Raw genomic sequence first — 24,529 nt, 5'->3', positions numbered from 1 at the left:
CGACCCTCGGGTCGCTTTTTTTGTGGGTAAAACGCCGCTCTGCGCTCAGCGCAAACGGCGAATCAGGCTCGAGGTGTCCCAGCGGCCACCGCCCATTTTTTGCACATCGGCGTAGAACTGGTCCACCAAGGCGGTCACGGGCAAGCGGGCGCCGTTGCGTTTGGCTTCGTCCAGCACCAAACCCAGGTCTTTGCGCATCCAGTCCACCGCAAAACCAAACTCGAATTTGTCGTCGGCCATGGTCTTGCCGCGGTTGTCCAACTGCCAGCTTTGCGCCGCGCCCTTGCCGATCACGTCCAGCACCTGGTGCATGTCCAGACCCGCTTGCTGGCCAAAGGCCACCGCTTCAGACAAGCCTTGCACCAGACCGGCGATGCAGATCTGATTGACCATCTTGGCCAACTGTCCTGCGCCGGATGCACCCAGCAAGGTGAAGGCCCGAGAAAACGCCATGGCGGCAGGCTTCACATCGTCAAACGCCGCGGCGTCGCCACCGCACATCACGGTGAGCATGCCGTTTTGTGCCCCGGCTTGCCCGCCGGAGACGGGCGCGTCCACAAAGTGCAGGCCCAATTTTTGGGCTTCGGCGTACAACTCGCGGGCCACTTCGGCCGATGCCGTGGTGTGGTCCACAAAAATCGCGCCGGGCTTCATGCCGGCAAAAGCGCCGTCCTTGCCCAACACCACGCTGCGCAAGTCGGCGTCATTGCCCACGCAGGCGAACACGATGTCGGCACCGGCCGCGGCCTCGCGCGGGGTGGGTGCGGTGGCGTTGCCCGGGCATTCGGCGGCCCAAGCGGCCGACTTGGCGGCGCTGCGGTTGTACACGGTGACGTGGTGACCGGCACGGGCCAGGTGGCCGGCCATGGGGTAGCCCATCACGCCCAGACCCAAAAAGGCCACTTGGCGGGCGGGGGCGGATTCGTAGGTTTTGGCTGCAATTTGGCTCATGGGGGTCTCGCTGAAGGTCGTTGAAAAGGGGTAATTTAGCAGTCTGGCCGTACACCGGTTCGTGTGGGGTGCATTTCTTTGCCGAGTTGGCGACAGTGGGGCCTGGCTGCGCAGAGCCCGCCTGCGGTTTGGTACGCTCAGGCCATGAACACCCCCATTGCTGAAAACCTGTTGCGTGTCCAGGCGCAAATTGAAGTGGCCTGCCAAGCCGCTGGCCGCGCGCCCCACAGCGTGTCTTTGTTGGCCGTGTCCAAAACCTGGGGGCCAGAGGCGGTGCGCGCCGCCCACGCCGCAGGGCAGACCGCTTTTGGCGAAAACTACATCCAGGAGGCGGTGGACAAGATCGGGGCCTTGCAAGACCTGGCTCTGGAATGGCACTGCATTGGCCCGATCCAGAGCAACAAGACGCGCTTGGTGGCCGAGCACTTTGATTGGGTGCACAGCGTGGACCGCCTCAAAATCGCCCAGCGACTGTCCGAGCAGCGCCCAGACCACTTGCCGCCTTTGCAGGTGTGCATACAGGTGAATGTGGACGGCGGCGAGACCAAATCCGGCGTGCGCCCGCAAGAGCTGCCCGCGCTGGCGCAGGCCGTGGCCGCTTTGCCGCGTTTGCAGTTGCGCGGCCTCATGACCATTCCCGAACCAGCACCCACCGATGCCCAGATGCGGGCGGTGCACGCCCAGGCCAAAAGTTTGCTGGAGGCTTTGCGCCAGCAAGGGCTGTCACTCGACACCTTGTCCATGGGCATGAGCGCCGATATGGCGGCCGCGATTGCCGAAGGCAGCACCATGGTGCGCGTGGGCACGGCGATTTTCGGCAAGCGCTGAACGCGCCGCCTGGACCGCTTCAGCCGGGTTCGCCGGCTTGAAGCTGGAACACACTGCGCCGCTCGCCCACCGCGATGCCCGCCACATTCAGCAGCGTGGCGGCCCGCCAAGGGGCCAATTGCTGGCGCTGCGCATCGTCCAGCCAGCCCAGTTGGTCCAAGGCACAGACCGTGGCCGCAAACAGCGCCGTTTTGTTGCCGTCCATGATCTTGACCGCCAGGGCCTGGCCCCGCGCACGGCTGGCCACGACCTGCACGCCGTCGGCCCCCACTTTGCTGACCCAGTCGCCCCGACCTGCGCGCATGAAGTCGGCGTCGTTCCTGCCCGTGCCCGACACCAATTCGGGGTAGGTGCTCATGGCCTGACCCAGCTGCTGCAGGCTGTGGCCGTACAAACCATCGGATTGCGGGCTTGCCAAGCGGGCATAACTGCGGGCGAGCCGCGACAAGGGCATGGCGTAGTTGGGCGCTGAACAACCGTCGATGCCCAGCGCCAAATCCTGCTCGCTCAGGCCCGCCAGGTGCGCCACGGCCCGGCGAATGTCTTGTTGCAGCGGGTGGTCCACCTCGGTGTAGCTGTCGGTGGGCCAACCGTGTTGCACGCAATACGCCAAAAAGCCGCTGTGTTTGCCGCTGCAGTTGTGGTGCCGCTCGTCGTAGGCAAAGCCTTCGGGCATGGGCAGGTCCAAAAACGTGAAGCGGTAGGGCACATGGCAGCCGCAGCGCATTTGCCGGGTGTTGGTGCCACTTTTGCGCAAGATGGACGCGACCTGCTCGACATGCATCTCCTCGCCGTTGTGGCTGGCGCACATCATGGCCAGCTCGGAGGGCGTGAAACCGAAGTGCGCCACGCCGCCGGACTGCACAAGGGGCAGTGCCTGCAGGGCCTTGAGGGTGGAGCGGGTGAAGCACAGCCAGTGTGGATTGCCCACGTGCGCCAGCACACGGCCTTCGGTGTCTGTCACGGCCAGTGCGCCCAGGTGCACGCATTCCTGCACGCCGTTGCGGGTCAACTCGATCAGGGGTTCGAAGTTCATGGTCGGATCTCGGTGCGGGCCAAAAAATCCAGTTTAAATTGTCCCGGACTTGACCCCCTGTCTCCGGGGCATCGCCGCACAATGAGCGCATGCAAAAAATTCATGCCCCTCTTCAAGCCCAGGTGGTGCAGTGGCTGGCACAAGCCGGTGATGTGGTGGCCGCCGGGGATGTGCTGGTGATTTTGGAGGCCATGAAAATGGAGCACGAAATCCGCTCGCCTCACGCAGGGCGTTTGGCTGAGCTGTATTTCCAGCCCGGCGAGACGGTGGGAGAGGGTGAGGTGCTGCTGACACTGGCGCCGGTGTCTGAAGGGCTGGCCAGTCCGGCGTCCGCCCCGCCCCCAGCGCACGAGGCTGTGGCCGGCGCCGAGCGGGGCGACCTGAAAAAACTGCAAGGGCGCCTGGCCTTCACGCAAGACGCACAGCGCCCCGAAGCCGTGGCCAAGCGCCATGCACAGGGTCTGCGCATGGCCCGAGAAAACATCGCGGACCTGTGCGACGAAGGCTCGTTTGTGGAGTACGGCGCACTGGCGGTGGCCGCGCAAAGCCGCCGCCGCAGCGCCGACGACCTCATGCGCAACACGCCTGCCGACGGCATGGTCACGGGCATCGGCTGCGTCAACGGTCAGCGTGTGGTGGTCATGGCCTACGACTTCACGGTGCTGGCGGGCACACAAGGCATGCGCAACCACCAAAAAACCGACCGCATGTTGGGCGTGGCCCTGCAAAACAAATTGCCCGTGGTGCTGTTTGCCGAAGGCGGCGGGGGCAGGCCGGGCGACGTTGACGTGGCCATCGTGGCAGGCCTGAACCTGGCCACCTTTGCGTCGTTTGCGCGCCTCAACGGCCGGGTGCCGGTGGTGGGCGTGGTGGCGGGGCGCTGCTTTGCGGGCAATGCCGCTTTGCTGGGCTGCTGCGACGTGATCATCGCAACCCGTGACAGCAACATCGGCATGGGAGGCCCCGCCATGGTCGAAGGCGGTGGCCTGGGCGTCTTCAAGCCCGAGCAAATCGGCCCGAGCGATGTGCAGCATGGCAATGGGGTGATCGATGTGCTGGTGGAGACGGAAGCGCAGGCGGTGTCAGCGGCGCGGCAGTATGTGTCGGTTTTCCAGGGGGCGGTGCGTGCATGGCAAGCCCCGCCCGCCGAGGCCTTGCGCCATGTGGTGCCAGAAAACCGTTTGCGCGTGTACGACACACGCGCCGCCCTGCAGGGCCTGGCCGACGAGGGCAGCCTGATGCATTTGCGCACCGGCTTCGGGGTGGGCATCCACACCGCGCTGGCGCGCATCGCGGGCCGTCCGGTGGGGATGCTGGCCAACAACCCGCTGCACTTGGGGGGTGCGATCGACGCCGATGCCGCCGACAAAGCGGCCCGCTTCATGCAGCTGTGCAACGCGCACGGTCTGCCCATCGTCAGCCTGGTCGACACCCCCGGCTTCATGGTGGGACCGGACACCGAGGCCACGGCGCAGGTGCGCCATGTCTCGCGCATGTTCGTGGCGGCCGCGCATTTGCGGGTGCCGCTGCTCAGCGTGGTGCTGCGCAAAGGCTACGGTTTGGGCGCGATGGCCATGACAGGGGGCGGCTTTCACGAAACCCTGAGCACGGTGGCCTGGCCCACGGGCGAGTTTGGCGGCATGGGCCTGGAGGGCGCCGTGCGGCTGGGTTACCGCAAAGAGCTGGAGGCCCTGCCCGAGGGCCCCGAGCGTGAAGCGCTGTTTGAGCAGTTGCTGGCGCAGCAATACGACAACGGCAGCGCCATCCACATGGCCGCGACGCTGGAGATCGACGCGGTCATCGACCCGGCCACCACACGCGACTGGCTGGTGGCGGGCTTGGAGGCTGGGCAGGTCCGGCCCTTGGACGGCACGCTGGCGATCGACACCTGGTGAGCGAGGAAGCGGTGCCCGCCCTTGGTGGGCGCGACGCCCGCGTCGCGATGAACCGCAGCCGGTCAGCCCTTGGGCACGCGCGCCGGCAGCACCGTGCCCACGCATTCGCCAAAGCCAATGCGCGCAGCGCCTGTTTTTTCACACCAGCCGCGCAGCACCACGCGGTCGCCGTCTTCCAGCCAGGTGCGCTGCTCGCCGCCCGGCAGGGTCAAGGGGTGTTTGCCGCCCGTGGTCAGCTCGATCAAAGCGCCCGCCTGGTCGAGTGTGGGGCCAGAGAGCGTGCCGCTGCCCAGCAGATCGCCGGGCTGCAGGTTGCAGCCGTTGACCGTGTGGTGCGTGACCATTTGTGCCACGGTCCAGTAGGCGTGGCGGTAGTTGGTGCGGCAGATGCTGGCCTCAAGCTGCCCGGCTTCGCGCATCTGGGGCGTTTGCAGGCCCACTTGCAGCTGGATGTCAAAAGCGCCGCCGCTGCGGTTGGCCGCTGAGTCCAGGTAGGCCATGGGTTGCGGGTCGCCTTCTGCGCGGGTGAAGGGCACGCGGTAGGGGGCCAGCGCTTCGAGCGTGACGACCCAGGGCGACACGGTGGTGGCAAAGTTCTTGGCCAGGAAGGGGCCGAGCGGCTGGTATTCCCAGCCCTGGATGTCGCGCGCCGACCAGTCGTTGAGCAGGCAGATGCCAAACACATGGTCTTCGGCTTCGGTGATCTCCACCGCGTCCCCGAGGGCATTGCCGCTGCCGATGAAGATGCCCAGCTCCAGCTCAATGTCCAGCCGCTTGCAGGGGCCAAACGATGGCACGGTCGCTCCGGGGGGCATGGTCTGGCCCAGCGGGCGGCGGAACTGCTGGCCCGACACGCCAATGCTGGACGCGCGGCCGTGGTAGCCAATCGGCACCCATTTGTAGTTGGGCAGCAGTGGGTTGTCGGGGCGAAACTGCTTGCCGATGTTGGTGGCGTGGTGCACCGAGGTGTAGAAGTCGGTGTAGTCGCCGATGCGGGCGGGCACCGCGTATTCGGCCTCGGCTTGCGGCACCAGGCACGCTTGCAGAGCGGCTTGCTCGGGTGACCCTTCACGCAGGGCACGTGACAGGGCCAGGCGCAAGGCGCTCCAGGCCGCTGTGCCCAGCGCCATCAGGGCGTTGAGTTTGTCTTGTGCGCCCGCTTGCGCGGCAGCAGCGGCTTGGCCTTGCAGAACGCCGGACTGGGCAAGAGCCGCCAGGTCCACGATCTGGTCGCCAATGGCCACACCGCCACGCCAGGGCTCGGACGAGCGCTGGCGGCGGAACACCGCAAACGGCAGGTTTTGGATGGGGAAGTCGGTGCCTGCGGCGTTGGCCGAGGCGACCCAGCTGCGCAGGCCAGGGTGGTGGGTGTCGTTGAGCATGGTCATCGCCTGCTGTTTCACACGCTCATGCTGCCGTCGTGCATCCAGGCGGCGTGCTTGGGCGCGCGCTTGGTTTGGCTCCACTCTTGCAGCATGTCCCACTTCACCTCGTCGAGCTTTTTCATCATCTCGGGTGTGCCGCAGTCGGCTGCCAATTCGAGGCGGTGACCACTGGGGTCAAAGAAGTAAATGCTTTTGAAGATGGTGTGGTCGACAGGGCCGAGCACCTCGACACCGCCCGCCACCAGTTTGTCTTTGGCGGCCAGCAGCGTGGCCATGGAATCGACTTTCAAGGCCAGGTGCTGCACCCAGGCGGGGGTGTTCTCGTCGCGGCCCATCTCGGGCTGGCTGGGCAGCTCAAAGAAAGCCAAGATGTTGCCTTGGCCCGCATCCAGAAAGATGTGCATGTACGGGTCCGGTGCTTTGGTCGAGGGCACCTCGTTTTCGGCAATGGCCAGCACGAATTTCATGTCGAGGTGCTTTTGGTACCACTCGACGGTTTCTTTGGCGTCTTTGCAGCGGTAGGCGACGTGGTGAACGGATTGAACGAGCATGGTGGTCTCCTGGTGTGGATGAGGGTGGGATCAGAGGTCTTGCAGGGCGGCGTGGAGGTGTTGCTGGAACAACGCCTCGTCGGCCAGCGCATTGGCGTTGAGCAAAGCCAACTTGACGAGGAACAGCTGCGCCTTGTCTGAGCCCGCTTGGTCCAAGGCGGTGGCCAATGCGTCGTACACGGCCTCCAGCCCGCCGATGGTGAGTGTGGGTGGTGACATGGTGTGTCCTTATTGAGGCAGGGCGGTGGTGAGTGCGGCTTGCAGGCGGGTGGCGTCCAGCGTGAGCCAGCGGGCGCAGATGTGCTGGTCGGGGCGCAGCAGGTACGCGCCCCCGTTGGCGGGCACGCCATAGCGCTCGCGCAGGTGACCGTCGGCATCGGGCAGGTGTTGGTCGGCCCCATCCACGGCGTGGCTCGCGCCGACGGCGATCACGTTCAGGGGCATGCCCTGGGCGCGCGCGGTCTGGATGACGCGCTGCAGCGCCTCGGGCACGGCCGGCGCATCGGTGAAGTACAGCAGGTCAAAGCCGCCGCCCAAGTGGTCGAGCAGGAAGTCGTTCGCCGCCAAACGCACGTTTTGCGGTGGTGCACCGTGGGCCGGACCGCTTTTGAACAGGCCGTTGTCATCCCCCGTGCTGTTGAGCACCGAGTGGGTGTACGCGTGGGGCCTGGACGTGCGCCAGTGGTACAGCGGGCGCACAAACTCTTGGGTGAGCGAGAGCGACAGAACCGCGTCGCGCAACAATCGAAAACCGGGGCTGGGCGGTGCCATGAAGCGAGTGCTTTTGCCTGCTTCGGTGATGATCTCGCGTGCTGCGCCGACGCGCTCGGTGCTGTGGTTGGCCAGCAGCGCTGGGCCTGCCAGACCTTTGACCACAAAAGCCAGATGCCAGCCCAGCGACTGTGCGTCCTGGAAGGCGGTGTTGGCCCCGCGCACGCCAAATATCGGCAGCAGGTGCGCCGCGTCGCCGGTGAAGATCACGCTGCCGTGCACGAAGTCAGGCAGTGTGAGCGTGCGCGCCGAGTAGACCGAGGACCAGTCCATCACCCACGGCTGGCCGGCGTGGCCGATCATGGCCAGCTGGGCGTCGATGCGGGCCTTGAGCGACTCGGGGCGCAGCGCCTCTTCGGGCGTTTCGCCGGGGGGCAGCTGGTAGTCCACGCGCCACATGCCGTTCGGTTCGCGGTGCATCAAGATGGTGTTGCCGGGGTTCCAGTCGGGGTCAAAAAAAGCCAGGCGCTCTGTTGGGAAAGGCAGGTCAATTTGGATATCTGCGATCACGAAAAAGCCTTCGTAGGACGCGCCTTCCATCTGCAAATTCAGGGCGCTGCGCAGACCTGAGCGGCCCCCGTCGGCGGCCACCACCCAGTCGCTCTCCAGCGCATAAGGACCTTCGGGTGTGTCCACTTCGAGCACGGCGAAGCCGTCTTGCTGGTCCACGGCGTTGACCTTGTTGCCCCAGCGAAAATCGATCAGCGGGTTGGCTTGGCAAGCGTCGTGCAGGTATTCCTCCATGAACTGCTGCTGCACGTTGATGATCGGAAAGAAGCGGTCATCGGAATCGTGCGGCGCCTCCATGCGGAACACGCGCTGCCCCCGGTAATACGAGTTGCCAAAGCGCCAGGGCAGGCCGCCAGCGGTCATGCGGTCGGCCACGCCCACTTGTTGCAGGATTTCCATGGAGCGACGGGTGAAGCAAATCGCCCGGCTGCCCTGCGAGAACTGCAACTCGGCGCTCAGCACCACGCTGGGCACGCCGTGACGCGCCAACTCCAGCGCCGTCACCATGCCGGCGGGGCCGGAGCCAACGATCACGACTTTTTGGCGAGTTGGCTTCGGGTGTGCGGATGCCAGCCAAGGCTTGAACACTTCGTAGGTGTAATAAATCGAAGGCCGGGCTTGCGTGCTGGGGGTGTGCATAGGGCTTGAGAGAGGGGGGATTCAGCGTGGGCGGGCGTGGGCAATCAGGCGGTCGAACAGGGTGCTCAATGTGGCTTGTTCTTGTGGCGTGAGACAGCCGAAAATTTGACCGTTGCGCTGAGCGACCATGGCCATGGCGCGTTTGAAGACTTTGCGTCCGGCAGGGGTCAGGGTCAGCACCACGCCTCGGCCATCGTCGGGCCGGTCTTCCTTGCGCACCAGACCCTGGTCCACCAAGGCTTGCGCCCCACGGCTGGCCTGGGCCTTGTTCAGGTTGGATTTTTCAGCCAGCGCCTTGACCGACAAAGGCTCGAAGGTGCCGATCGTAGTCAGGCAGCGCCCGTCGCTCATCGACAAGCCAGTGGATTCGGGATAAGCCGATTGGCTGTCCGCATCGGTCAGCTTGTGCAACTGGTGCAGGCGATAGGTGAGCGTTCGCTCAAGGGGCGTGGACATGCCGTTCTTCGGTTTGAGTGGTGTGGATCGAGGCCTTGATCTTAAGCTCATTTTGTTGCGTGCGCAACCAAGTGGTGGCGCCGATGGTGGCCGGTGCAACAAAAGGGTCTCTTGGAGGTCGGTGGCTTGAGCCCCGACAAGTGGACAAAAATCCATGTCGGGGCTAAAGCCACCGACCTACAGCCACCGACCTACAGCCACCGACCTACAGCCGTCGATCGACAGCCGTCGATCGACAGGACTGTCCATCCGCATTTCTGAGTAAATACTTGCTGATGCGTTCAAACCGTGGCTCAATGACTTCAAAAAGTCAGGGAGATGCAGAAATGCAATACCGTCGATCAGACACGCCGGGCGGGACATTCTTTTTCACGGTGGTGACCCGCGAGCGGCAGCCTTGGCTGTGCGAGCCGAGGTGTGTGAAGACTTTGGGCGATGTGATGCGGCATGTGCGCGCACAGCGGCCTTTTGAAAACCTGGCCATGGTGCTCATGCCCGATCACCTGCATGCCATCTGGCGTTTGCCGCCGGATGATGCCGATTTTTCCACCCGCTGGATGCTCATCAAACAAGGTGTGGTGCACAGGCTGCGCGGTCGTATCGGGACGCAGGCCTTATGGCAAGGGCGATTTTGGGAGCACACCTTGCGCGACGACCGCGACGTTGAGCAGCACACGCATTACATCCACTACAACCCGCTCAAACACGGTCATGTGCAACACGTGCGCGATTGGCCGTACAGCACGTTTCACCGTTACGTCAAAAATGGCGCGTATCCACCTGACTGGGGCACTGCCCCAGGCCCCTTGCCCGGCGTCAGGGAGTGAGGTGCTTTTGTTTTTTGTAGGTCGGTGGCTTGAGCCCCGACAAGTGGATAAAAATCCATGTCGGGGCTGAAGCCACCGACCTACAGCCACCGACCTACAGCCACCGACCTACAGCCACCGACCTACAGCCACCGACCTGCAGCCGTCGATCTTGCGGGCAATGAGGGGTTCAGAAACGGGGCAAATCCGGGTGCTTGATGGCCCCTGCCCGCACCAGCATCTTGCCGTACTCGGCGCAGCGGTTCAGCGTGGGAATCACTTTGCCGGGGTTGAGCAGACCTTGGGGATCGAAGGCGCGTTTGACGGCGAACATTTGCTCGTTTTCTTCGGCACTGAACTGCACGCACATGCTGTTGACTTTCTCGATGCCCACACCGTGCTCGCCGGTGACGGTGCCGCCCATGGCCACGCTGGTCTCCAAAATTTCGGCACCAAACAGCTCGCAGCGGCGCAGCTGGTCAGCGTCGTTCGCGTCGAACAGGATCAGCGGGTGCAGGTTGCCGTCGCCCGCGTGGAACACGTTCAGGCAGCGCAGCGCGTACTTGGTCTCCATCACCGAGATGGCTTGCAGGATGTCGGCCAAGCGCTTGCGGGGAATGGTCGAGTCCATGCACATGTAGTCGGGGCTGATGCGGCCCGAGGCCGGAAATGCATTTTTGCGGCCGCTCCAGAACTTCATGCGTTGCGCTTCGTCGCGGCTCACGGTGATGGCGGTCGCCCCGCAGCCACGCAGCACATCGCTCATGCGGCCGATTTCTTCTTCCACCTCCTCGGGCGTGCCGTCGCTCTCGCACAGCAAAATCGCCGCCGCGCTCAGGTCGTAGTCGGCGTGCACAAAGTCTTCCACGGCAGCGGTCATGGGGCCGTCCATCATCTCCAGACCCGCCGGGATGATGCCCGCCGCAATCACCGCCGCCACCGCGTCACCTGCTTTGCGCACATCGTCAAAGCTGGCCATGATGCAGCGCGCCAGTTGCGGCTTGGGCACCAGCTTGACGGTGACTTCGGTGGTCACGGCAAGCATGCCTTCGCTGCCCACCAGCACGGCCAGCAGGTCGTAGCCGCAGGTGTCGAGCGCGTCGCTGCCAAACTCGATCGGGTCACCCTCGATGGTGTAGCCTTTGACTTTGAGCACGTTGTGCACCGTCAGGCCGTATTTGAGGCAGTGCACGCCGCCCGAGTTTTCGGCCACATTGCCACCAATCGTGCAGGCGATTTGGCTCGACGGGTCGGGCGCGTAATACAGGCCATAGGGGGCTGCCGCCTCGCTGATGGCCAGGTTGCGCACCCCGCACTGCACCACCGCCGTGCGGCTGACCGGGTCCACGGTTTTGATCTGGTTGAAGCGGGCCATCGACAGCGTCACGCCCAGGCGGTGCGGCATGGCACCGCCCGACAGGCCCGTGCCCGCGCCGCGCGCCACCACGGGAACTTGCAGCGCGTGGCAGGCTTTCAGAACCGCCTGCACCTGGGCCTCGGTCTCGGGCAAGGCCACGACCAGCGGGCGCTCGCGGTAAGCGGTCAGGCCGTCGCACTCGTAGGGCGTGGTGTCTTCGGGGGTGTACAAAATGGCGTCAGCGGGCAAGACCCGGCCCAGTGCCGTGACCACAGCGCGTTGGCGCTCGGCCCGTTCGGTGGCGGTCAGTTGCTGTGTCTCGGCGGGGGTATTGGCGCTCATGGCATTCAAAACCTAGAAAGTGATGCCCAACTGTAAGCGCAAGCCCAGGGCCCCGGGCTGAAGAAACTTTGACGGGTTTGTGAATTTGACCGTTCAGGCCAGCGCTTTTTTCAGCCAGTCGGCGAAGGTGGCGCACTCCCAGCGTTCCATGGTGCCGGTGCGCCAGCACAGGTAATGGGCATGCGGGCTGGGCACGCTGCGCTCGAACAAACGCACCAATTGGCCACTTTCCAGCCAGGGGGCCCCGAGCTTGGTGCGGATCAGGCCCACCCCCAAGCCTTGGGCGGCGGCGTCGCACATCAGGCCAATGTCGTTGAACGATGAACCATCCGTCGGCTCCGGCCAGTCCAGATCGTGCGCGGCAAACCAAGTGCGCCAGGGCTCCAGTGGGCTGCGCAAGAGGGCCACGCCTTGCAGGTCCTCGGCGCTGGCAAATGGCCCGTTTTCGCGCAGCCAAGCGGGCGATGCCAAGGGCGTCACCTCGTCTTTGGCGAGGCAGACGTGCTCCACGTCCGAGTAACGACCCGTGCCAAAGCGCACCGTCAGGTCGGCATCTTCGGCCACCACGTCGAGCAGGGGAATGCTCACCTGCAGCGTGATGTCGATCTCGGGGTAGGCGTCTAAAAAGTGTTTGAGGCGCGGCATCAGCACCGAGCGCGCAAAGGTGGGCGTGACGGCCAGCCGCAGCTTGCGGCGTCCGGGCGTGTTGCTGGCGCTGGGAAAGCGCTGCAGCGACACCAAGCCCTCGCGAACGTGGGCCAGGTATTCAATGCCTTCGGTGGTGAGCGAAAAATCGGCCCGGCCAAACAGCTTGGTGCCGATGATTTGCTCGAGCTGTTTGACCCGGTGGCTCACGGCGCTGGGCGTCACGCACAGTTCTTCGGCAGCCTGGGTCACGCTGCGCAGCCGCGCCAAGGCCTCAAAGGTCAAGAGGCACTGGATGGGCGGGATGCGTGAGGTGGCGGACATCGTGGATCAGTTGGGGACAGCGCTGAAGATCTGTCCCGCAAAGTTTAATCAGTTGGGGACAGAGCTAAAGATCTGTCCCACAAGAATATTTATTTGAAAATCACCGTTTTGTGGCCGTTGATCAGCACGCGGTGCTCGCTGTGCCATTTCACGGCGCGTGCCAGCACTTGGCTCTCGGTGTCGCGGCCTTGGGCCGTCAGGTCTTCCACGGTTTTGCTGTGGTCCACACGGGCCACGTCTTGTTCGATGATCGGGCCCTCGTCCAGGTCGGCCGTCACATAGTGGGCGGTGGCCCCAATCAGTTTGACGCCCCGGTCGTGCGCCTGGTAATAAGGCTTGGCACCCTTGAAACTGGGCAAAAAGCTGTGGTGGATGTTGATGGCGCGACCGGCCAGCTTTCGGCACAGGTCATCGCTCAAAATTTGCATGTAACGGGCCAACACGACCAGCTCAGCGCCCTCGGCCTGGATGATCTCGTACTGTTTGGCCTCCGCTTGCGCCTTGTTGTCTTTGCTCACCGGGATGTGGTGAAAAGGCACGTTGTAGCTGGCGGCCAGTTGGTAGAACTCGCGGTGGTTGCTCACGATGGCGCGGATGTCCAAAGGCAGCAGGCCGCTTTTCCAGCGGAACAGCAAGTCGTTCAGGCAATGGCCTTCCTTGCTGACCATGAGCACGGTGCGCATGGGCTGGGCGGTGGCGTGCAGGTCCCACTTCATGCTGAAGGTTTGGGCAAAAGCGGCCCACTGGGCGTTCAAGCTGTCGCCGTCCAGCCGATCACACGCAAACTGCACCCGCATGAAAAACAGGCCGGTGTCGTGGTCGTTGTACTGGGCCGCCTCTTCAATGTTGCCCCCGCGCTCCAACAAAAAACCCGACACAGCATGCACGATGCCAGTGCGGTCAGGGCAGGAGAGGGTCAGGATGTAGGTCGTGGTCATGGATTCAAGCAAGGGGGAGGGGCATCGACAGGGCCATGTGAGGGCGCTCGCTGTTGGCCGTCGTTGAAGTGGGTTCTATTGTAAGGACCCGCGTTTTCCCGTCCCTCGCCCTGTCGCCCTGGGGCGGCACGCCGCCGAAATGCCCATTAAACTGCGCCCATTCAGAGATTTCGAGGAGTTTTGCTGTGGCCCATACCGAGTTCAACATGGACAACCAGTGGTTGCCCTTCACGCCCAACCGCACTTTCCGCCAAGACCCCCGTGTCTTTGTGGGGGCTGAGGGCATGCACTTCACCACACACGACGGCAAAAAGGTCATCGACGGCATCTCCAGCCTCTGGTGTGTGGGCGCGGGCCACAACCGCAAGCCGATCAATGAAGCCATCAAGAAGCAGCTGGACACACTGGACTACGCCACGGCGTTTCAGGCCAGCAACGACAAGGCATTCAAAGCCGCCCAAATGATTGCGGACATGGCGCCGGGCGACTTGAACAAAGTGCTTTTTTGCAATTCGGGCTCGGAAGCGGCGGACACGGCCCTCAAAGTGGCGCTGGCCTACCACCGCGCCCGGGGCGAAGGCCACCGCACGGTGTTCATTGGTCGCGAAAAGGGTTACCACGGCGTCAACTTTGGCGGCATGAGCGTGGGCGGATTGCCCGCCAACCGCAAGGCGTTTGGTGCCCAGCTGCTGCCGCGTGTGGACCACATGCGTTTCATCCATGACCCGGTGAACCACGCTTACATCCACCACGAAGAGCCGGTGTGGGCCGAAGACCCGCTGCTGGAGCTGGAAAACCGCATTTTGGTGTTGCACGACCCGAGCAACATCGCGGCCGTGATCGTCGAGCCGATTGCCGGCAGCGCGGGCTGGTACATCCCGCCCCAAGGTTATGTGAAGCGTCTGCGCGAGATTTGCGACAAGCACGGCATCTTGTTGATTTTTGACGAGGTCATCACCGGCTTTGGCCGCCTGGGCGTGAACTTTGGGGCGGACTACTACGGTGTGGTGCCCGACATGCTGAACTTCGCCAAGGCGGTGACCAACGGCGTGATCCCGCTGGGCGGCGTGATTTGCCGTGACTTCATCTACGACGCGATGATGAACGCCCATTCACCCCAGCACGCCATCGAGTTTTTCCACGGCTACACCTACTCGGGCCACCCAGTCGCCTGTGCGGCGGCCATTGCCACGCTCGATGTGATGAAAGAAGAAAACCTGTTTGCCCGCGCCGGGCAAAAAGGACGGGTGCTGGGCGAGGCGATGCACAGCACTTTGAAGGGCTTGCCCAACGTGGTCGGCATCCGCACGCTCGGTCTGGCCGGAGCGGTCGAATTGGCCAGCATCCCGGGCGCGCCGGGCAAGCGGGCTTACGACATCTTCATGGATTGCTTCCACAAAGGCGTTTGGGTGCGCCCTGCGGGCGAGAACATCGTCATCTGCCCGCCCTACATCGTGGAAGACGCCCACATCGACCAGATCGTGCAGACCGTGGCCGACAGCATCCGCCGCCACGCCTGATGGCTGGGCGACGGTGATCGCCCCAAGCGCTCGACCAGATTGCTCGCCTAGATCGCTCGCCCAGCCCGCCCCGACCGCACTTGGGGCGGTCTTTTTTTGCCTGCCACGAACAGTCGTCACCTGAGCCGCGAGGTGTTGACCTGGCTGGCCGCCTGAAAGAGGTGGCCTGCTCCAACCAGGGGCGTCAGTGCACCACAACCGGTTGCTGCGCCAGACCGGTGTAGCCCTCGAGCGTGTCTTCCACTTCTTCTTGTGTGGGGGTGTGCTGCTGCCAGGCCTGGATTTGTTGCTGGAACATTTCTGCCCAGGAGCCGTCCAGATAAACCTCTTTGCCTGAGCGTTTGTCCACGATTTCGAAGCCGTGTCGCTCCAGCAAGGGTTTGCTGGTGGCAGGCGCGGGTTCGGCAGGTGCATTGGCCAACACATGCATCACGGCAAACGTCTCGGATTCGTACAGCAGGTTCATGGCTTCATTTTGACTCAAGTTGTGTCCCTGACGTGGTGTTGGATCGAACAACTTCAAGTGGCAGGGGCATTTAACCGGCTGGGACGGGCGAGTTCGGGCCAGGGGACACTGGGGTCGGCAAGGCCGGCAAAGTCGGCAAGGCCTCCTGGTCACTCAGCATCAGGTCGATGTAGCTGCCACTGACTTGGGTGATCTTGATGCGCACGGGCATCCATGCGTGCTGGGCAGACACCCAAAACTCCACTGTGGCGTCGAATCGGTTGCGTGGCTGGCAGACCCATTTGGCGGTCGCCACGCTTTGTCCGTTCAGTTGCAAGGTCTCGTTCGCGCCCAAGGTGAGCAGCCAGGGCAAGGCGTCTTTGATGGTGGCGGTTTGGACTTGCAGGCGCGTGCCGGGTTCAAAGCGCTGGGGCGCACCGGCCATGGCCGCGGCCAGCTGAACATACAGGCTGATCTGGTCCTGGGCACCCGCCTCCAAGAGGGCGATGGGCGCGTTGTTGCTGAACACCACGCGCTGGTTGGCGCGGTCAAAGTGGGCGGCACGTTCGTTGCGCCAGCTGTCTGAAAAGCGCCGAGGGGCCAGACCCGTTTCGTTGATCTCGCCCACACTGCGCCAATGCCGCGAACCCATCAGGAATGCCCTCACCGACAAGCTCAAAGCGTAGGCGGCGTCGTTGTGTTGCCAGCGCAATTCGCCGTTGGCAAAGTAGTTCAATCCTTTTTCCTGGCCCGTCATTTTGTAGCTGAGCAGCAGCGAGGGCGGCAAAGCGCCTGCGGGGATGGGCGGCAATGCCGTTGGGGTGGTCTGAATGGCTTGAGGGGTCGTTGCGCTTGAAGGCGTAGGCGCCGCTTCCGTGATGGTTTCGGTCCGGGGTGTTTCTGCCGTGGTGGCGGCTGTGGTGGCGGCCGCGATGTTTGCCGTGCTGTCGGCCATGGTTTGGGCTGGGGTGCTGGTTTCTCCGGACGCCTCAAGGGGCGGTTCCACGACAGAGGCATCGCTGGACAGCGAGGGCGACTCGGGGCTGGGCACAAGCACCGGTTCAGACGGGGCCTTGGGAACCGTCGCGATCCGCGTGCGGGGTTGGGCGGCCTTGGCCACGCTGGGCGAAGTCACGGGTGCAGACACAGGCGGTATCCAACGTGTTTGAAGTGGCGCCACGCGCACCGCTTCGTCTGTGGGCAGACGCCCATCGAGGCTGCCCGTCATGCCCCAAAGCAGCGCCAAGTGCAGCGCCAGCACCGTCAGCACCAAGCCGGCGAGCCGCCGCCGCGAGGGAGGGGCGAGCTGCCAAGCCACGGGCTTTGGCGCGATGCGGGCTGTGGGGTCTGGCCGCTGTGTCATGTCCGCTCAGTGGCCGCGCCAGCCCAGATCGGCCGACAGTTGCTGCGCAAATTGGCGCAAGCGCTGTGCGATGGGTCCGTCCCATTCGGTGTCGAGGGTGGCAGATGAGCCCAAGGACACCACGCCCAAGACCAAGTGCCCATCGGCGTCAAACACGGGGGCGCACCAACCCGAAATACCCGGCAGCAGGACATTGACCACGCGGCCCAAACCTTGTTGGCGGGTTTCTGCGTTCATGGCCTCCAATTGGGCCGGCGTGCTGGGCAAGTCCTTGCGCCCGAGTTTGCGGGCCTGGGCCAACTCTTGTTCGATCATGGGTGCCGCTTTGTCAGACCCGCCGCCATGGTGGTGGAAGGCCGCAAAGCAGCGCCCCGTGGCGGACGACAAAAGCGGCATCACGTCGCCCAAACGCAAACTCACCGGCGCGGCCAGCGGCGTTTCTTGCCAGTGCACCAAGGTGGGCCCCCGGTTGCCCCAAACGGCCAGGGCGGTGGTGTGGCCAGTCGCCTCAATGAGGGCGGGTAAACGCTCGCGCGCCAGTTTGACCGCGTCCAGGCGGGACAAGGTGGCCAGGCCCAAGCGCAAGGTGGCCGGGCCCAACTCGTATCGGGTGCTGGTGCTGTCTTGCACCACCAGGCCCAAGCGCTGAAAACTGACCAAATAACGGTGCGCCTTGGCGGCACTCATCTGGGCCGCCGCGGCCAAGTCGCGCAACATCAAAGGCCCCGGCGCTTGCGCCAGCACATCCAGCAGGGCAAAGCCCACCTCGACCGATTGAATGCCTGCACGCTCCTTGTCGTGCTCAGGAGGGCTGAGGGTGCTGGTGTCTGATGCCATGTCGCCTAAAATCTGGTTTCGATTAGTTAAACGAATTTAACAATGCGTAATTTTCCGATGCGGCACACTGTAGCGCATTGCGACATCCAGGGACACATTCCACATGAAATTGGCGACCTACAAAGACGGCTCACGCGACGGACAACTGGTGGTGGTTTCGCGCGACCTGAGCACCGCTCATTATGCGACCGGCATCGCCAGCAAACTCCAACAGGTGCTGGACGACTGGAACTTTCTGGCGCCCCAGCTGGAAGACCTGTACACCACGCTGAACCAAGGCAAAGCCCGCCACGCTTTTCCCTTTGACCCAGCCCAATGCATGGCCCCGCTGCCGCGCGCCTACCAGTGGGCGGATGGCTCGGCTTACATCAACCACGTTGAATTGGTGCGCGCAGCGCGCCAGTCCGAAGTGCCCAGCAGCTTCTACACCGACCCGCTGATGTACCAAGGCGGCAGCGATGACTTCATCGGCCCTTGCGACCCGGTGGTGTGCGCCAGCGAAACGTTTGGCATCGACTTTGAAGCCGAGATCGCCGTCATCACCGGCGACGTGCCCATGCAGACCAGCGCCGATGACGCCATCGAAGGCGTGCGCTTGGTCATGCTGGCCAACGACGTGAGCCTGCGCAACCTGATCCCGAACGAGCTGGGCAAAGGCTTTGGCTTTTTGCAAAGCAAACCGGCCACCGCCTTCAGCCCCGTGGCCGTGACGCCCGACGAGCTGGGCGAGGCCTGGCAAGGCGGCCGCGTGCACCTGACGCTACAGTCCACTTGGAACGGCCGCAAGGTGGGCCTGTGCGAAGCCGGCCCCGAGATGACTTTCCACTTCGGCCAGCTGATCGCCCACATCTGCAAAACGCGCAATGTGCGGGCCGGCTCCATCGTGGGCAGTGGCACCGTGAGCAACAAAAGCGTGGACGTGAACGGTCAACCCGAGTGGCCCAAAGGTTACAGCTGCATCGCCGAAAAACGCGCCATCGAAACCATCCTGGACGGCAAGCCTTCAACCGAGTTCATGAAGTACGGCGACACTATCCGCATCGAGATGAAGGGCTTGAATGGCGAGAGCGTGTTCGGGGCGATCGAGCAAGAAGTGGTGCCGCTGGCGCGCTGAAGCCAGCACAACCCTGGCCCCTGTGGGAGGCCGCCCCTGCGGGAGGTTGCCCCTGTGGGAGGTTGCCCCTTGTGGGAGGCCGCCCCTGTGGGAGGCCGCCCCTGCGGCCGAAGGGCGTGGAACACGCTCTGAAAACGCGAGGGGTCAAATGGGACTGATCAATAGCCGTGCAACAAAAAATCCATCGCGGCGGTGATCTGGTCTTGGCCCTGAGCGAGCGAGGTCACTGGAGACTTGAGCACCCGCTGCGGCACCGCGCCCATTTTGGGTGTTTCCAGCAAATACGCTTCACCTTCGATGGTGAAAATCGGTGTCAGTTGAGTCGGCAGCTTGACCTTTGGGAAGTGCTTGAGGCTGCGCAAAGGAATCACCAACTTGGTGTCCAAGCTGTTGAGCAGGTCGCTTTGTACATCCAGCAGGTAGGGGGTGGTGGCTGCATGGCTGCCAGGGTTGGCATAAACGTCAAAGCGAGCCATCAGAAACTTCCCCACTCATCCAGTGGCAAGCCTTCCGCCTCGATGGTGGCGTTGTAAGCAGCGATGAACTCTGCGTGATCCTCGCGCCATTTTCGCTCTTGTTCGCGGCGCACAACTTCACGCAGGTGGCTGTCGCAGACCTGAGAAATGTTGATGGTGAGGTGCTTTGCGGCCTCCAGCACATCGTTGCTCAGGCTCAGATTGACAGCGCGCTTACCGGATGCGCCGGTGCGCAATCGAGGGGTCGTTTGGGTGGATGGCATTGTGAACTCCATGCGCATTTTGGCGTGCGCATAGTTTAACCCGCATGCTTGTTGGGGCACGGGTGGGCGACAACGACGCATGGGCTTGCAGGGCGCATGAAGCGCAAATGGGGCAATAACCCTGCATTGCGTCTGCCAAGCGCAGTCATGAAGTCGGCCGCATTCGACTTGGAGCAGCACGTCCTCATCACGGCAACAAAAGGTCGAATTCAAGGCCTTGCTGCAAATGGACGGACTCTTCTGATTGGCCAAAGGCATCCGCACCGAGCAATGCGTGAACCTCTGCCGCGTGTGACGCGCCTCGGTTGACCGGGACTCACGGTGCTGTGCGAGATGGGATTGTTGGTGCAGACGGGGGCGGGGCGGGGAACCAGGTATCAATGGATTCCCCGCAGGACCCTAAAAGGAGGCCCCTGCGGCCCAAAGTGTGGGTTGAGGAAGTCGGTATTCGCGAGCAGGGGCTCGCTCCCACATCCATGTGCGTGACCCTTAACTGCCCAGTTTCTTCATCAACAAGGCATTGACCTGCCCCGGATTGGCCTTGCCTTTGCTGGCTTTCATGATCGGGCCGACCAGGCCGTTCAGGGCTTTGGCGTTGCCGGCCTTGAACTCTTCCACGTTTTTGGGGTTGGCGGCCAGCACCTCGTCGATGATCTTTTCCAGCTCGCCGGTGTCGTTCATCTGTTTGAGGCCTTTGGCTTCGATGAGGGCGTCGACTTCGCCCTCTTTGTTCCACAGACCTTCAAACACCTGACGCGCCGCGTTGTTGCTGATGGTGTTGTCGCTGATGCGGCCAATCAGGGCGGCCAGTTGGGCGGCGCTCACCGGGGCTTGCTCGATGGCCATCTCGCCCGCATTCAGGCGGCGTGAGACTTCGCCCATGATCCAGTTGCTGGCCAGTTTGGCTTGGCCGCAGGCCTTGGCCGTGGCTTCAAAGTAGGCGGCGACCGCTTTGCTTTGCGTCAGTTGCGTGGCGTCGTATTCGGGCAGGGCGTAGTCTTTGACAAAACGCTCGGCCATCACGCGCGGCAACTCGGCCATCTCGCCCTTCACCCGCTCGACCCAGTCGCGGCCAATCACCAGCGGTGGCAGGTCCGGGTCGGGAAAGTAGCGGTAGTCGGCGGCGTCTTCCTTGGTGCGCATGGCGCGGGTCTCGCCCGTGTCGGGGTCGAACAGCACGGTGGCTTGCTGGATGGCGATGCCGTCTTCGATCTGGTCGATCTGCCAGCGCACTTCGTAGTCAATCGCCTGCTGCATGAACTTGAAGCTGTTGAGGTTCTTGATCTCGCGGCGTGTGCCCAGCTCGCCGCCGGGTTTGCGCACCGACACGTTGGCATCACATCGGAATGAGCCTTCTTGCATGTTGCCGTCGCAGATGCCGATCCAGGTCACGATCTTGTGCAGCTCTTTGGCGTAGGCCACCGCCTCTTCGCTGCTGCGCATGTCGGGTTGGGTCACGATTTCCAGCAAGGGGGTGCCCGCGCGGTTCAGGTCAATGCCCGACTGGCCAATGAAGTCTTCGTGCAGCGATTTGCCCGCGTCTTCTTCGAGGTGGGCACGCTCCAGGCGCACGGTTTTGCGCACGGTTGCCTGGCCTTCTTCCAAAAAGAACGACACCTCACCGCCTTGCACCACCGGGATCTCGAACTGGCTGATCTGGTAGCCCTTGGGCAGGTCGGGGTAGAAATAGTTTTTGCGCGCAAAAATGCTGCGCTCGGCGATATGGGCGTTGATGGCCAGGCCAAATTCAATGGCACGTTCCACAGCGCCGATGTTCATCACGGGCAGTGTGCCCGGCAGGGCCATGTCCACCGCGCAGGCCTGGGTGTTGGCCTCAGCGCCAAACGCTGTCGCAGCGCGGCTGAAGATCTTGCTGGTGGTCGAGAGTTGGGCGTGTGTTTCAAAGCCGATGACGACTTCGTAGCCTTGGACGAGTTTGCTCATGTGTTTTTCACCGGATGAATCAGACATTGTGGGAGGTCGCTCCTGCGGCCGAAGCATTCGCAAGCAGGGGCTCGCTCCCACAAAAACCTGGGTTCACTGAAGGCCCTCCGGTTGGCGGAGGTGGAAATCGGTCGCTTGTTGCAGGCGGTGTGCGGCGTTCAGCAAGCGGGCTTCCTGGAAGTAGTTGCCAATCAGCTGCAAGCCCACAGGCATCTGGCCTGCACCAAAGCCTGCGGGCACGCTCATGCCGGGCAAGCCGGCCAGCGAGGCGGGCAGGGTGAAGATGTCGGCCAAATAGTCGGCCACCGGGTCATTGGCGTTTTCGCCAAACTTCCAGGCCACCGAAGGGGCCACGGGACCGGCGATCACGTCGCACTCGGTGAACGCACGTTGGAAGTCGTCCGCGATCATGCGGCGGATTTTTTGCGCCTGCAGGTAGTAGGCGTCGTAGTAGCCATGCGAGAGCACATAAGCGCCCGTCATGATGCGGCGCTTGACCTCGTTGCCAAAGCCTTCGGCGCGGGTCTTTTTGTACATGTCCACCAGGTCGGTGTAGTCCTTGGCGCGGTGGCCGAACTTCACGCCGTCAAAGCGGCTGAGGTTGGAGCTGGCTTCGGCCGGGGCAATGATGTAGTAGACCGGAATGGACAACTCGGTACGCGGCAGGCTGATGGGCACGAGCTTGGCGCCGAGTTTTTCGTATTCGCGCAAAGCGCCGTCTACAGCAGCGCGCACATCGGGGGCCAGGCCTTCGCCAAAGAACTCTTTGGGAATGCCAATGCGCAGGCCCTCCATCGATTGATTCAACGATGCTGAAAAGTCTTCACTGGGCATGTCCAGCGAAGTCGAGTCGCGGTCCAAATCGGGTCCGCACATGGCGCTGAGCAGCAGGGCGCAGTCTTCGGCACTGCGGGCCATGGGGCCGGCTTGGTCCAGACTGGAGGCGTAGGCGATCATGCCGTAGCGGCTGGCGCGGCCATAGGTGGGCTTGATGCCGGTGATGCCGCAAAAGCTGGCCGGCTGGCGGATCGAGCCGCCCGTGTCGGTGCCGGTGGCGGCGGGTGCCAGGCCCGCGGCCACAGCGGCGGCGCTGCCGCCGGAGGAGCCGCCCGGCACGCGGGCCGTGTCCCAGGGGTTTTGCACCGGGCCGTAGGCCGAGTTTTCGTTGGCTGAGCCCATGGCGAACTCGTCGCAGTTGAGCTTGCCCAAGGTGACCATGCCTGCCGTGCGCAGGCGCTGCACGACGGTGGCGTCAAACGGCGAGCGGTAGCCGCTCAGGATTTTGGAGCCCGCTGTGGTGGCGAAGTCGCGGGTCACGAACACGTCTTTGTGCGCCACAGGCACGCCTTCGAGCGGGCCAGCGGTGCCGTCGGCCAATTTGGCGTCAGAGGCACGGGCCTGGGCCAGCGTCACTTCGCTGTCGATGTCCAGAAAGGCGTTGTGCGGGTTGCCGCCCATGCGGGCCAAAAAGCGCGTGGCCACTTCGACGGCGCTGACTTCTTTGGTTTGGAGCAGGGTGGCCAGCGCTTTCACGCTGAGCTGGTGCAGGTCACTCATGGCTTACTCGATGACTTTGGGGACCAGGAACAGGCCGCGCTCGACAGCCGGGGCGCTGGTTTGGTTCAGGTCGCGTTGGTTGGGCTCGCTGGCCAGGTCGGGGCGCAGGCGCAGCGTGATGTCTTGGATGGCGGCCACGGGGTGGGCCATGGGGGTGATGCCGGTGGTGTCCACGGCCTGCATGGCTTGGACGATGCCAAAAAATCCGTTGATTTGCGTGAGCATGCGCTCACTTTCTTCGGGTTGTAGTTCCAGCCGAGCGAGGTTGGCAATCCGGGCAATATCCTGCGAGGTCAGGGACATGGTTTGAAAAGAGTTGTAAGAGGTCGTTTTTTACGGCGTCAAAGGGGCCTGGAAAGACCTGTTTTGCCGGGGGATCAGGTATTATCCTGTGTTTGGTGCCGCCCGCTCGTTAGTCTTTGAGCCCGCCCTGACCACACCCCTGATTTGAACGCCGCGCCGACCCCCATCAGCCCATCGCAGGCTCGGGGCCGACGCGTCAAAGGACCCCTGCATGTTTTCCTCTTTCCGCCGTTATTTCTCCAGTGACCTGGCCATTGACCTGGGCACTGCCAACACCCTGATTTTTGTACGCGACAAGGGCATCGTGCTCGACGAACCCTCGGTGGTCGCCATCCGCCACGAGGGCGGCCCCCAAGGCAAAAAAACCTTGCAAGCCGTGGGCCACGAAGCCAAGGCCATGTTGGGCAAAGTGCCCGGCAACATCGAAGCCATCCGCCCCATGAAGGACGGCGTGATCGCCGACTTCACGGTGACCGAGCAGATGCTCAAGCAGTTCATCCGCATGGTGCACCCCCGCAGCACTTTCCGCCCCAGCCCGCGCATCATCATTTGCGTGCCTTGCGGCTCCACCCAGGTCGAGCGCCGCGCCATCCGTGAGTCGGCGCTGGGCGCAGGGGCTTCTGAGGTGTATTTGATCGAAGAACCCATGGCCGCGGCCATTGGCGCAGGTTTGCCCGTGTCGGAAGCTTCGGGCTCCATGGTGGTCGACATTGGTGGTGGCACGACCGAGGTCGGCGTCATCTCGCTGGGCGGCATGGTCTACAAAGGCAGTGTGCGCGTGGGTGGCGACAAGTTTGACGAAGCCATCATCAGCTACATCCGCCGCAACTACGGCATGCTGATCGGTGAGCCCACCGCCGAATCGATCAAGAAAAACATTGGCTCGGCCTTCCCCGGCAGCGAAGTCAAGGAGATGGAAGTCAAAGGGCGCAACTTGTCCGAAGGCGTGCCCCGCAGTTTCACCATCAGCTCCAACGAAATCTTGGAAGCCCTGACCGATCCGCTCAACCAGATCGTCTCGGCCGTCAAAACCGCTTTGGAACACACCCCACCTGAGTTGGGCGCAGACATCGCCGAGCGCGGCATGATGCTGACCGGCGGCGGCGCTTTGCTGCGCGATCTGGACCGCTTGCTGGCCGAAGAAACCGGCCTGCCTGTCTTGGTGGCCGAAGACCCGCTGACCTGCGTGGCACGTGGTTGCGGCATGGCCCTGGAGCGCATGGACCAGCTGGGCAGCATTTTCACCAGCGAATAAGCCCGGTTGCATCCGGCG

General features: G+C 63.3%; 23 protein-coding genes and 1 pseudogene. 6 read left to right on the top strand and 18 right to left on the bottom strand.

Annotated elements, in window-relative coordinates; translation table 11 throughout:
- Window positions 1-45: 45 nt before the first annotated feature.
- Window positions 46-951 carry an NAD(P)-dependent oxidoreductase gene (locus B9Z31_RS13805; RefSeq protein ID WP_100120142.1) on the bottom strand — a complete coding sequence of 302 codons (906 nt, stop codon included), beginning with the start codon at window positions 949-951 and terminating at the stop codon, window positions 46-48.
- Between the two features lie 144 nt (window positions 952-1,095).
- Here B9Z31_RS13805 and B9Z31_RS13800 point away from each other — a divergent pair, with 144 nt between their 5' ends.
- Window positions 1,096-1,779 carry a YggS family pyridoxal phosphate-dependent enzyme gene (locus B9Z31_RS13800; protein WP_100120141.1) on the top strand — a complete coding sequence of 228 codons (684 nt, stop codon included), beginning with the start codon at window positions 1,096-1,098 and terminating at the stop codon, window positions 1,777-1,779.
- A gap of 19 nt (window positions 1,780-1,798) precedes the next feature.
- Here B9Z31_RS13800 and B9Z31_RS13795 read toward each other — a convergent pair whose 3' ends face one another.
- Window positions 1,799-2,815, bottom strand: a complete 1,017-nt coding sequence (locus tag B9Z31_RS13795) for an asparaginase (RefSeq protein WP_100120140.1) — start codon at window positions 2,813-2,815, stop codon at window positions 1,799-1,801.
- Between the two features lie 104 nt (window positions 2,816-2,919).
- Here B9Z31_RS13795 and B9Z31_RS13790 point away from each other — a divergent pair.
- Window positions 2,920-4,710, top strand: a pseudogene (locus B9Z31_RS13790) (carboxyl transferase domain-containing protein); the annotation flags it as partial.
- Between the two features lie 62 nt (window positions 4,711-4,772).
- Here B9Z31_RS13790 and fahA read toward each other — a convergent pair.
- Genes fahA through B9Z31_RS13765 form a run of 5 tightly spaced genes read right to left on the bottom strand, consistent with a single transcriptional unit; the run spans window position 4,773 to window position 9,022 of the window.
- Window positions 4,773-6,098 (bottom strand): fumarylacetoacetase, encoded by a 1,326-nt coding sequence (gene fahA, locus B9Z31_RS13785; protein ID WP_100120219.1) that lies wholly within the window; start codon window positions 6,096-6,098, stop codon window positions 4,773-4,775.
- A gap of 11 nt (window positions 6,099-6,109) precedes the next feature.
- Window positions 6,110-6,646 (bottom strand): VOC family protein, encoded by a 537-nt coding sequence (locus B9Z31_RS13780; protein ID WP_100120138.1) that lies wholly within the window; start codon window positions 6,644-6,646, stop codon window positions 6,110-6,112.
- A 30-nt stretch (window positions 6,647-6,676) separates the two neighbouring features.
- Complete coding sequence (locus B9Z31_RS13775; protein ID WP_100120137.1) at window positions 6,677-6,865, bottom strand: DUF2783 domain-containing protein; 189 nt, start codon at window positions 6,863-6,865, stop codon at window positions 6,677-6,679.
- Between the two features lie 9 nt (window positions 6,866-6,874).
- Window positions 6,875-8,566, bottom strand: coding sequence for an FAD-dependent monooxygenase (locus tag B9Z31_RS13770; RefSeq protein WP_100120136.1), 1,692 nt, complete (start codon window positions 8,564-8,566; stop codon window positions 6,875-6,877).
- A 21-nt stretch (window positions 8,567-8,587) separates the two neighbouring features.
- Entirely contained in the window at window positions 8,588-9,022 is a 435-nt protein-coding gene (locus B9Z31_RS13765) for a MarR family winged helix-turn-helix transcriptional regulator (protein WP_100120135.1), read from the bottom strand.
- A gap of 326 nt (window positions 9,023-9,348) precedes the next feature.
- Between B9Z31_RS13765 and B9Z31_RS13760 the strand changes: the two genes are divergently transcribed.
- On the top strand, window positions 9,349-9,849 hold the full coding sequence (locus tag B9Z31_RS13760; RefSeq protein WP_100120134.1) for a transposase: 501 nt from the start codon (window positions 9,349-9,351) through the stop codon (window positions 9,847-9,849).
- 169 nt (window positions 9,850-10,018) lie between these two features.
- Here the strand turns inward: B9Z31_RS13760 and B9Z31_RS13755 are convergent, their stop codons facing one another.
- The 3 genes from B9Z31_RS13755 to purU all read right to left on the bottom strand — a co-directional run bounded on the left by B9Z31_RS13755 (window position 10,019) and on the right by purU (window position 13,434).
- Window positions 10,019-11,527, bottom strand: a complete 1,509-nt coding sequence (locus B9Z31_RS13755) for an FAD-linked oxidase C-terminal domain-containing protein (protein WP_100120133.1) — start codon at window positions 11,525-11,527, stop codon at window positions 10,019-10,021.
- Between the two features lie 93 nt (window positions 11,528-11,620).
- Window positions 11,621-12,496 (bottom strand): LysR substrate-binding domain-containing protein, encoded by an 876-nt coding sequence (locus B9Z31_RS13750; RefSeq protein ID WP_100120132.1) that lies wholly within the window; start codon window positions 12,494-12,496, stop codon window positions 11,621-11,623.
- An 89-nt stretch (window positions 12,497-12,585) separates the two neighbouring features.
- A complete protein-coding gene (gene purU / locus B9Z31_RS13745) occupies window positions 12,586-13,434 on the bottom strand; it encodes a formyltetrahydrofolate deformylase (protein ID WP_100120131.1) in 849 nt (282 codons plus the stop codon).
- Between the two features lie 185 nt (window positions 13,435-13,619).
- On the opposite strand from purU, the gene B9Z31_RS13740 reads away from it, so the two are divergent.
- Window positions 13,620-14,954, top strand: coding sequence for an aminotransferase class III-fold pyridoxal phosphate-dependent enzyme (locus B9Z31_RS13740; protein ID WP_100120130.1), 1,335 nt, complete (start codon window positions 13,620-13,622; stop codon window positions 14,952-14,954).
- Between the two features lie 184 nt (window positions 14,955-15,138).
- Here B9Z31_RS13740 and B9Z31_RS13735 read toward each other — a convergent pair whose 3' ends face one another.
- From B9Z31_RS13735 to B9Z31_RS13725, 3 genes are all read right to left on the bottom strand, one after another.
- Window positions 15,139-15,420 (bottom strand): DUF3567 domain-containing protein, encoded by a 282-nt coding sequence (locus B9Z31_RS13735; RefSeq protein ID WP_100120129.1) that lies wholly within the window; start codon window positions 15,418-15,420, stop codon window positions 15,139-15,141.
- A gap of 70 nt (window positions 15,421-15,490) precedes the next feature.
- Entirely contained in the window at window positions 15,491-16,762 is a 1,272-nt protein-coding gene (locus B9Z31_RS13730; protein WP_100120128.1) for a DUF3108 domain-containing protein, read from the bottom strand.
- Between the two features lie 6 nt (window positions 16,763-16,768).
- Window positions 16,769-17,599: an IclR family transcriptional regulator gene (locus B9Z31_RS13725; protein ID WP_100120127.1), complete on the bottom strand. Its 831-nt coding sequence runs from the start codon at window positions 17,597-17,599 to the stop codon at window positions 16,769-16,771.
- Window positions 17,600-17,702: 103 nt separating this feature from the next.
- On the opposite strand from B9Z31_RS13725, the gene B9Z31_RS13720 reads away from it, so the two are divergent.
- A complete protein-coding gene (locus B9Z31_RS13720) occupies window positions 17,703-18,713 on the top strand; it encodes a fumarylacetoacetate hydrolase family protein (protein ID WP_100120126.1) in 1,011 nt (336 codons plus the stop codon).
- A 158-nt stretch (window positions 18,714-18,871) separates the two neighbouring features.
- Here B9Z31_RS13720 and B9Z31_RS13715 read toward each other — a convergent pair whose 3' ends face one another.
- The 5 genes from B9Z31_RS13715 to gatC all read right to left on the bottom strand — a co-directional run bounded on the left by B9Z31_RS13715 (window position 18,872) and on the right by gatC (window position 23,256).
- The gene (locus tag B9Z31_RS13715; protein ID WP_100120125.1) at window positions 18,872-19,189 is read right to left on the bottom strand and encodes a CcdB family protein; all 318 of its coding nucleotides are present in this window, start codon (window positions 19,187-19,189) and stop codon (window positions 18,872-18,874) included.
- Window positions 19,189-19,452: a type II toxin-antitoxin system CcdA family antitoxin gene (locus tag B9Z31_RS13710; protein WP_199174513.1), complete on the bottom strand. Its 264-nt coding sequence runs from the start codon at window positions 19,450-19,452 to the stop codon at window positions 19,189-19,191. The genes B9Z31_RS13715 and B9Z31_RS13710 overlap by 1 nt, the downstream gene beginning before the upstream one ends.
- Before the next feature lie 489 nt (window positions 19,453-19,941).
- Window positions 19,942-21,396, bottom strand: a complete 1,455-nt coding sequence (gene gatB / locus B9Z31_RS13705) for an Asp-tRNA(Asn)/Glu-tRNA(Gln) amidotransferase subunit GatB (protein WP_100120124.1) — start codon at window positions 21,394-21,396, stop codon at window positions 19,942-19,944.
- 93 nt (window positions 21,397-21,489) lie between these two features.
- Entirely contained in the window at window positions 21,490-22,953 is a 1,464-nt protein-coding gene (gene gatA, locus B9Z31_RS13700; RefSeq protein WP_100120123.1) for an Asp-tRNA(Asn)/Glu-tRNA(Gln) amidotransferase subunit GatA, read from the bottom strand.
- A 3-nt stretch (window positions 22,954-22,956) separates the two neighbouring features.
- On the bottom strand, window positions 22,957-23,256 hold the full coding sequence (gene gatC, locus B9Z31_RS13695; protein ID WP_100120122.1) for an Asp-tRNA(Asn)/Glu-tRNA(Gln) amidotransferase subunit GatC: 300 nt from the start codon (window positions 23,254-23,256) through the stop codon (window positions 22,957-22,959).
- 211 nt (window positions 23,257-23,467) lie between these two features.
- Between gatC and B9Z31_RS13690 the strand changes: the two genes are divergently transcribed.
- A complete protein-coding gene (locus tag B9Z31_RS13690) occupies window positions 23,468-24,511 on the top strand; it encodes a rod shape-determining protein (RefSeq protein ID WP_100120121.1) in 1,044 nt (347 codons plus the stop codon).
- The last annotated feature ends 18 nt before the right edge of the window (window positions 24,512-24,529 follow it).

The sequence above is a fragment of the Limnohabitans sp. G3-2 genome, assembly GCF_002778275.1.
Taxonomy (GTDB): Bacteria; Pseudomonadota; Gammaproteobacteria; order Burkholderiales; family Burkholderiaceae_C; genus Limnohabitans_A.
Note: the sequence above shows the minus strand (reverse complement) of the source record. Positions and strands in the feature narration are given on the sequence as shown.

Excerpts from the sequence above, each read along its gene's own strand:
- B9Z31_RS13805 (WP_100120142.1), bottom strand. The coding sequence starts at position 951 with ATGAGCCAAATTGCAGCCAAAACCTACGAATCCGCCCCCGCCCGCCAA.
- B9Z31_RS13800 (WP_100120141.1), top strand. The coding sequence starts at position 1,096 with ATGAACACCCCCATTGCTGAAAACCTGTTGCGTGTCCAGGCGCAAATT.
- B9Z31_RS13795 (WP_100120140.1), bottom strand. The coding sequence starts at position 2,815 with ATGAACTTCGAACCCCTGATCGAGTTGACCCGCAACGGCGTGCAGGAA.
- fahA (WP_100120219.1), bottom strand. The coding sequence starts at position 6,098 with ATGACCATGCTCAACGACACCCACCACCCTGGCCTGCGCAGCTGGGTC.
- B9Z31_RS13780 (WP_100120138.1), bottom strand. The coding sequence starts at position 6,646 with ATGCTCGTTCAATCCGTTCACCACGTCGCCTACCGCTGCAAAGACGCC.
- B9Z31_RS13775 (WP_100120137.1), bottom strand. The coding sequence starts at position 6,865 with ATGTCACCACCCACACTCACCATCGGCGGGCTGGAGGCCGTGTACGAC.
- B9Z31_RS13770 (WP_100120136.1), bottom strand. The coding sequence starts at position 8,566 with ATGCACACCCCCAGCACGCAAGCCCGGCCTTCGATTTATTACACCTAC.
- B9Z31_RS13765 (WP_100120135.1), bottom strand. The coding sequence starts at position 9,022 with ATGTCCACGCCCCTTGAGCGAACGCTCACCTATCGCCTGCACCAGTTG.
- B9Z31_RS13760 (WP_100120134.1), top strand. The coding sequence starts at position 9,349 with ATGCAATACCGTCGATCAGACACGCCGGGCGGGACATTCTTTTTCACG.
- B9Z31_RS13755 (WP_100120133.1), bottom strand. The coding sequence starts at position 11,527 with ATGAGCGCCAATACCCCCGCCGAGACACAGCAACTGACCGCCACCGAA.
- B9Z31_RS13750 (WP_100120132.1), bottom strand. The coding sequence starts at position 12,496 with ATGTCCGCCACCTCACGCATCCCGCCCATCCAGTGCCTCTTGACCTTT.
- purU (WP_100120131.1), bottom strand. The coding sequence starts at position 13,434 with ATGACCACGACCTACATCCTGACCCTCTCCTGCCCTGACCGCACTGGC.
- B9Z31_RS13735 (WP_100120129.1), bottom strand. The coding sequence starts at position 15,420 with ATGAACCTGCTGTACGAATCCGAGACGTTTGCCGTGATGCATGTGTTG.
- B9Z31_RS13730 (WP_100120128.1), bottom strand. The coding sequence starts at position 16,762 with ATGACACAGCGGCCAGACCCCACAGCCCGCATCGCGCCAAAGCCCGTG.
- B9Z31_RS13725 (WP_100120127.1), bottom strand. The coding sequence starts at position 17,599 with ATGGCATCAGACACCAGCACCCTCAGCCCTCCTGAGCACGACAAGGAG.
- B9Z31_RS13720 (WP_100120126.1), top strand. The coding sequence starts at position 17,703 with ATGAAATTGGCGACCTACAAAGACGGCTCACGCGACGGACAACTGGTG.
- B9Z31_RS13715 (WP_100120125.1), bottom strand. The coding sequence starts at position 19,189 with ATGGCTCGCTTTGACGTTTATGCCAACCCTGGCAGCCATGCAGCCACC.
- B9Z31_RS13710 (WP_199174513.1), bottom strand. The coding sequence starts at position 19,452 with ATGCCATCCACCCAAACGACCCCTCGATTGCGCACCGGCGCATCCGGT.
- gatB (WP_100120124.1), bottom strand. The coding sequence starts at position 21,396 with ATGAGCAAACTCGTCCAAGGCTACGAAGTCGTCATCGGCTTTGAAACA.
- gatA (WP_100120123.1), bottom strand. The coding sequence starts at position 22,953 with ATGAGTGACCTGCACCAGCTCAGCGTGAAAGCGCTGGCCACCCTGCTC.
- gatC (WP_100120122.1), bottom strand. The coding sequence starts at position 23,256 with ATGTCCCTGACCTCGCAGGATATTGCCCGGATTGCCAACCTCGCTCGG.
- B9Z31_RS13690 (WP_100120121.1), top strand. The coding sequence starts at position 23,468 with ATGTTTTCCTCTTTCCGCCGTTATTTCTCCAGTGACCTGGCCATTGAC.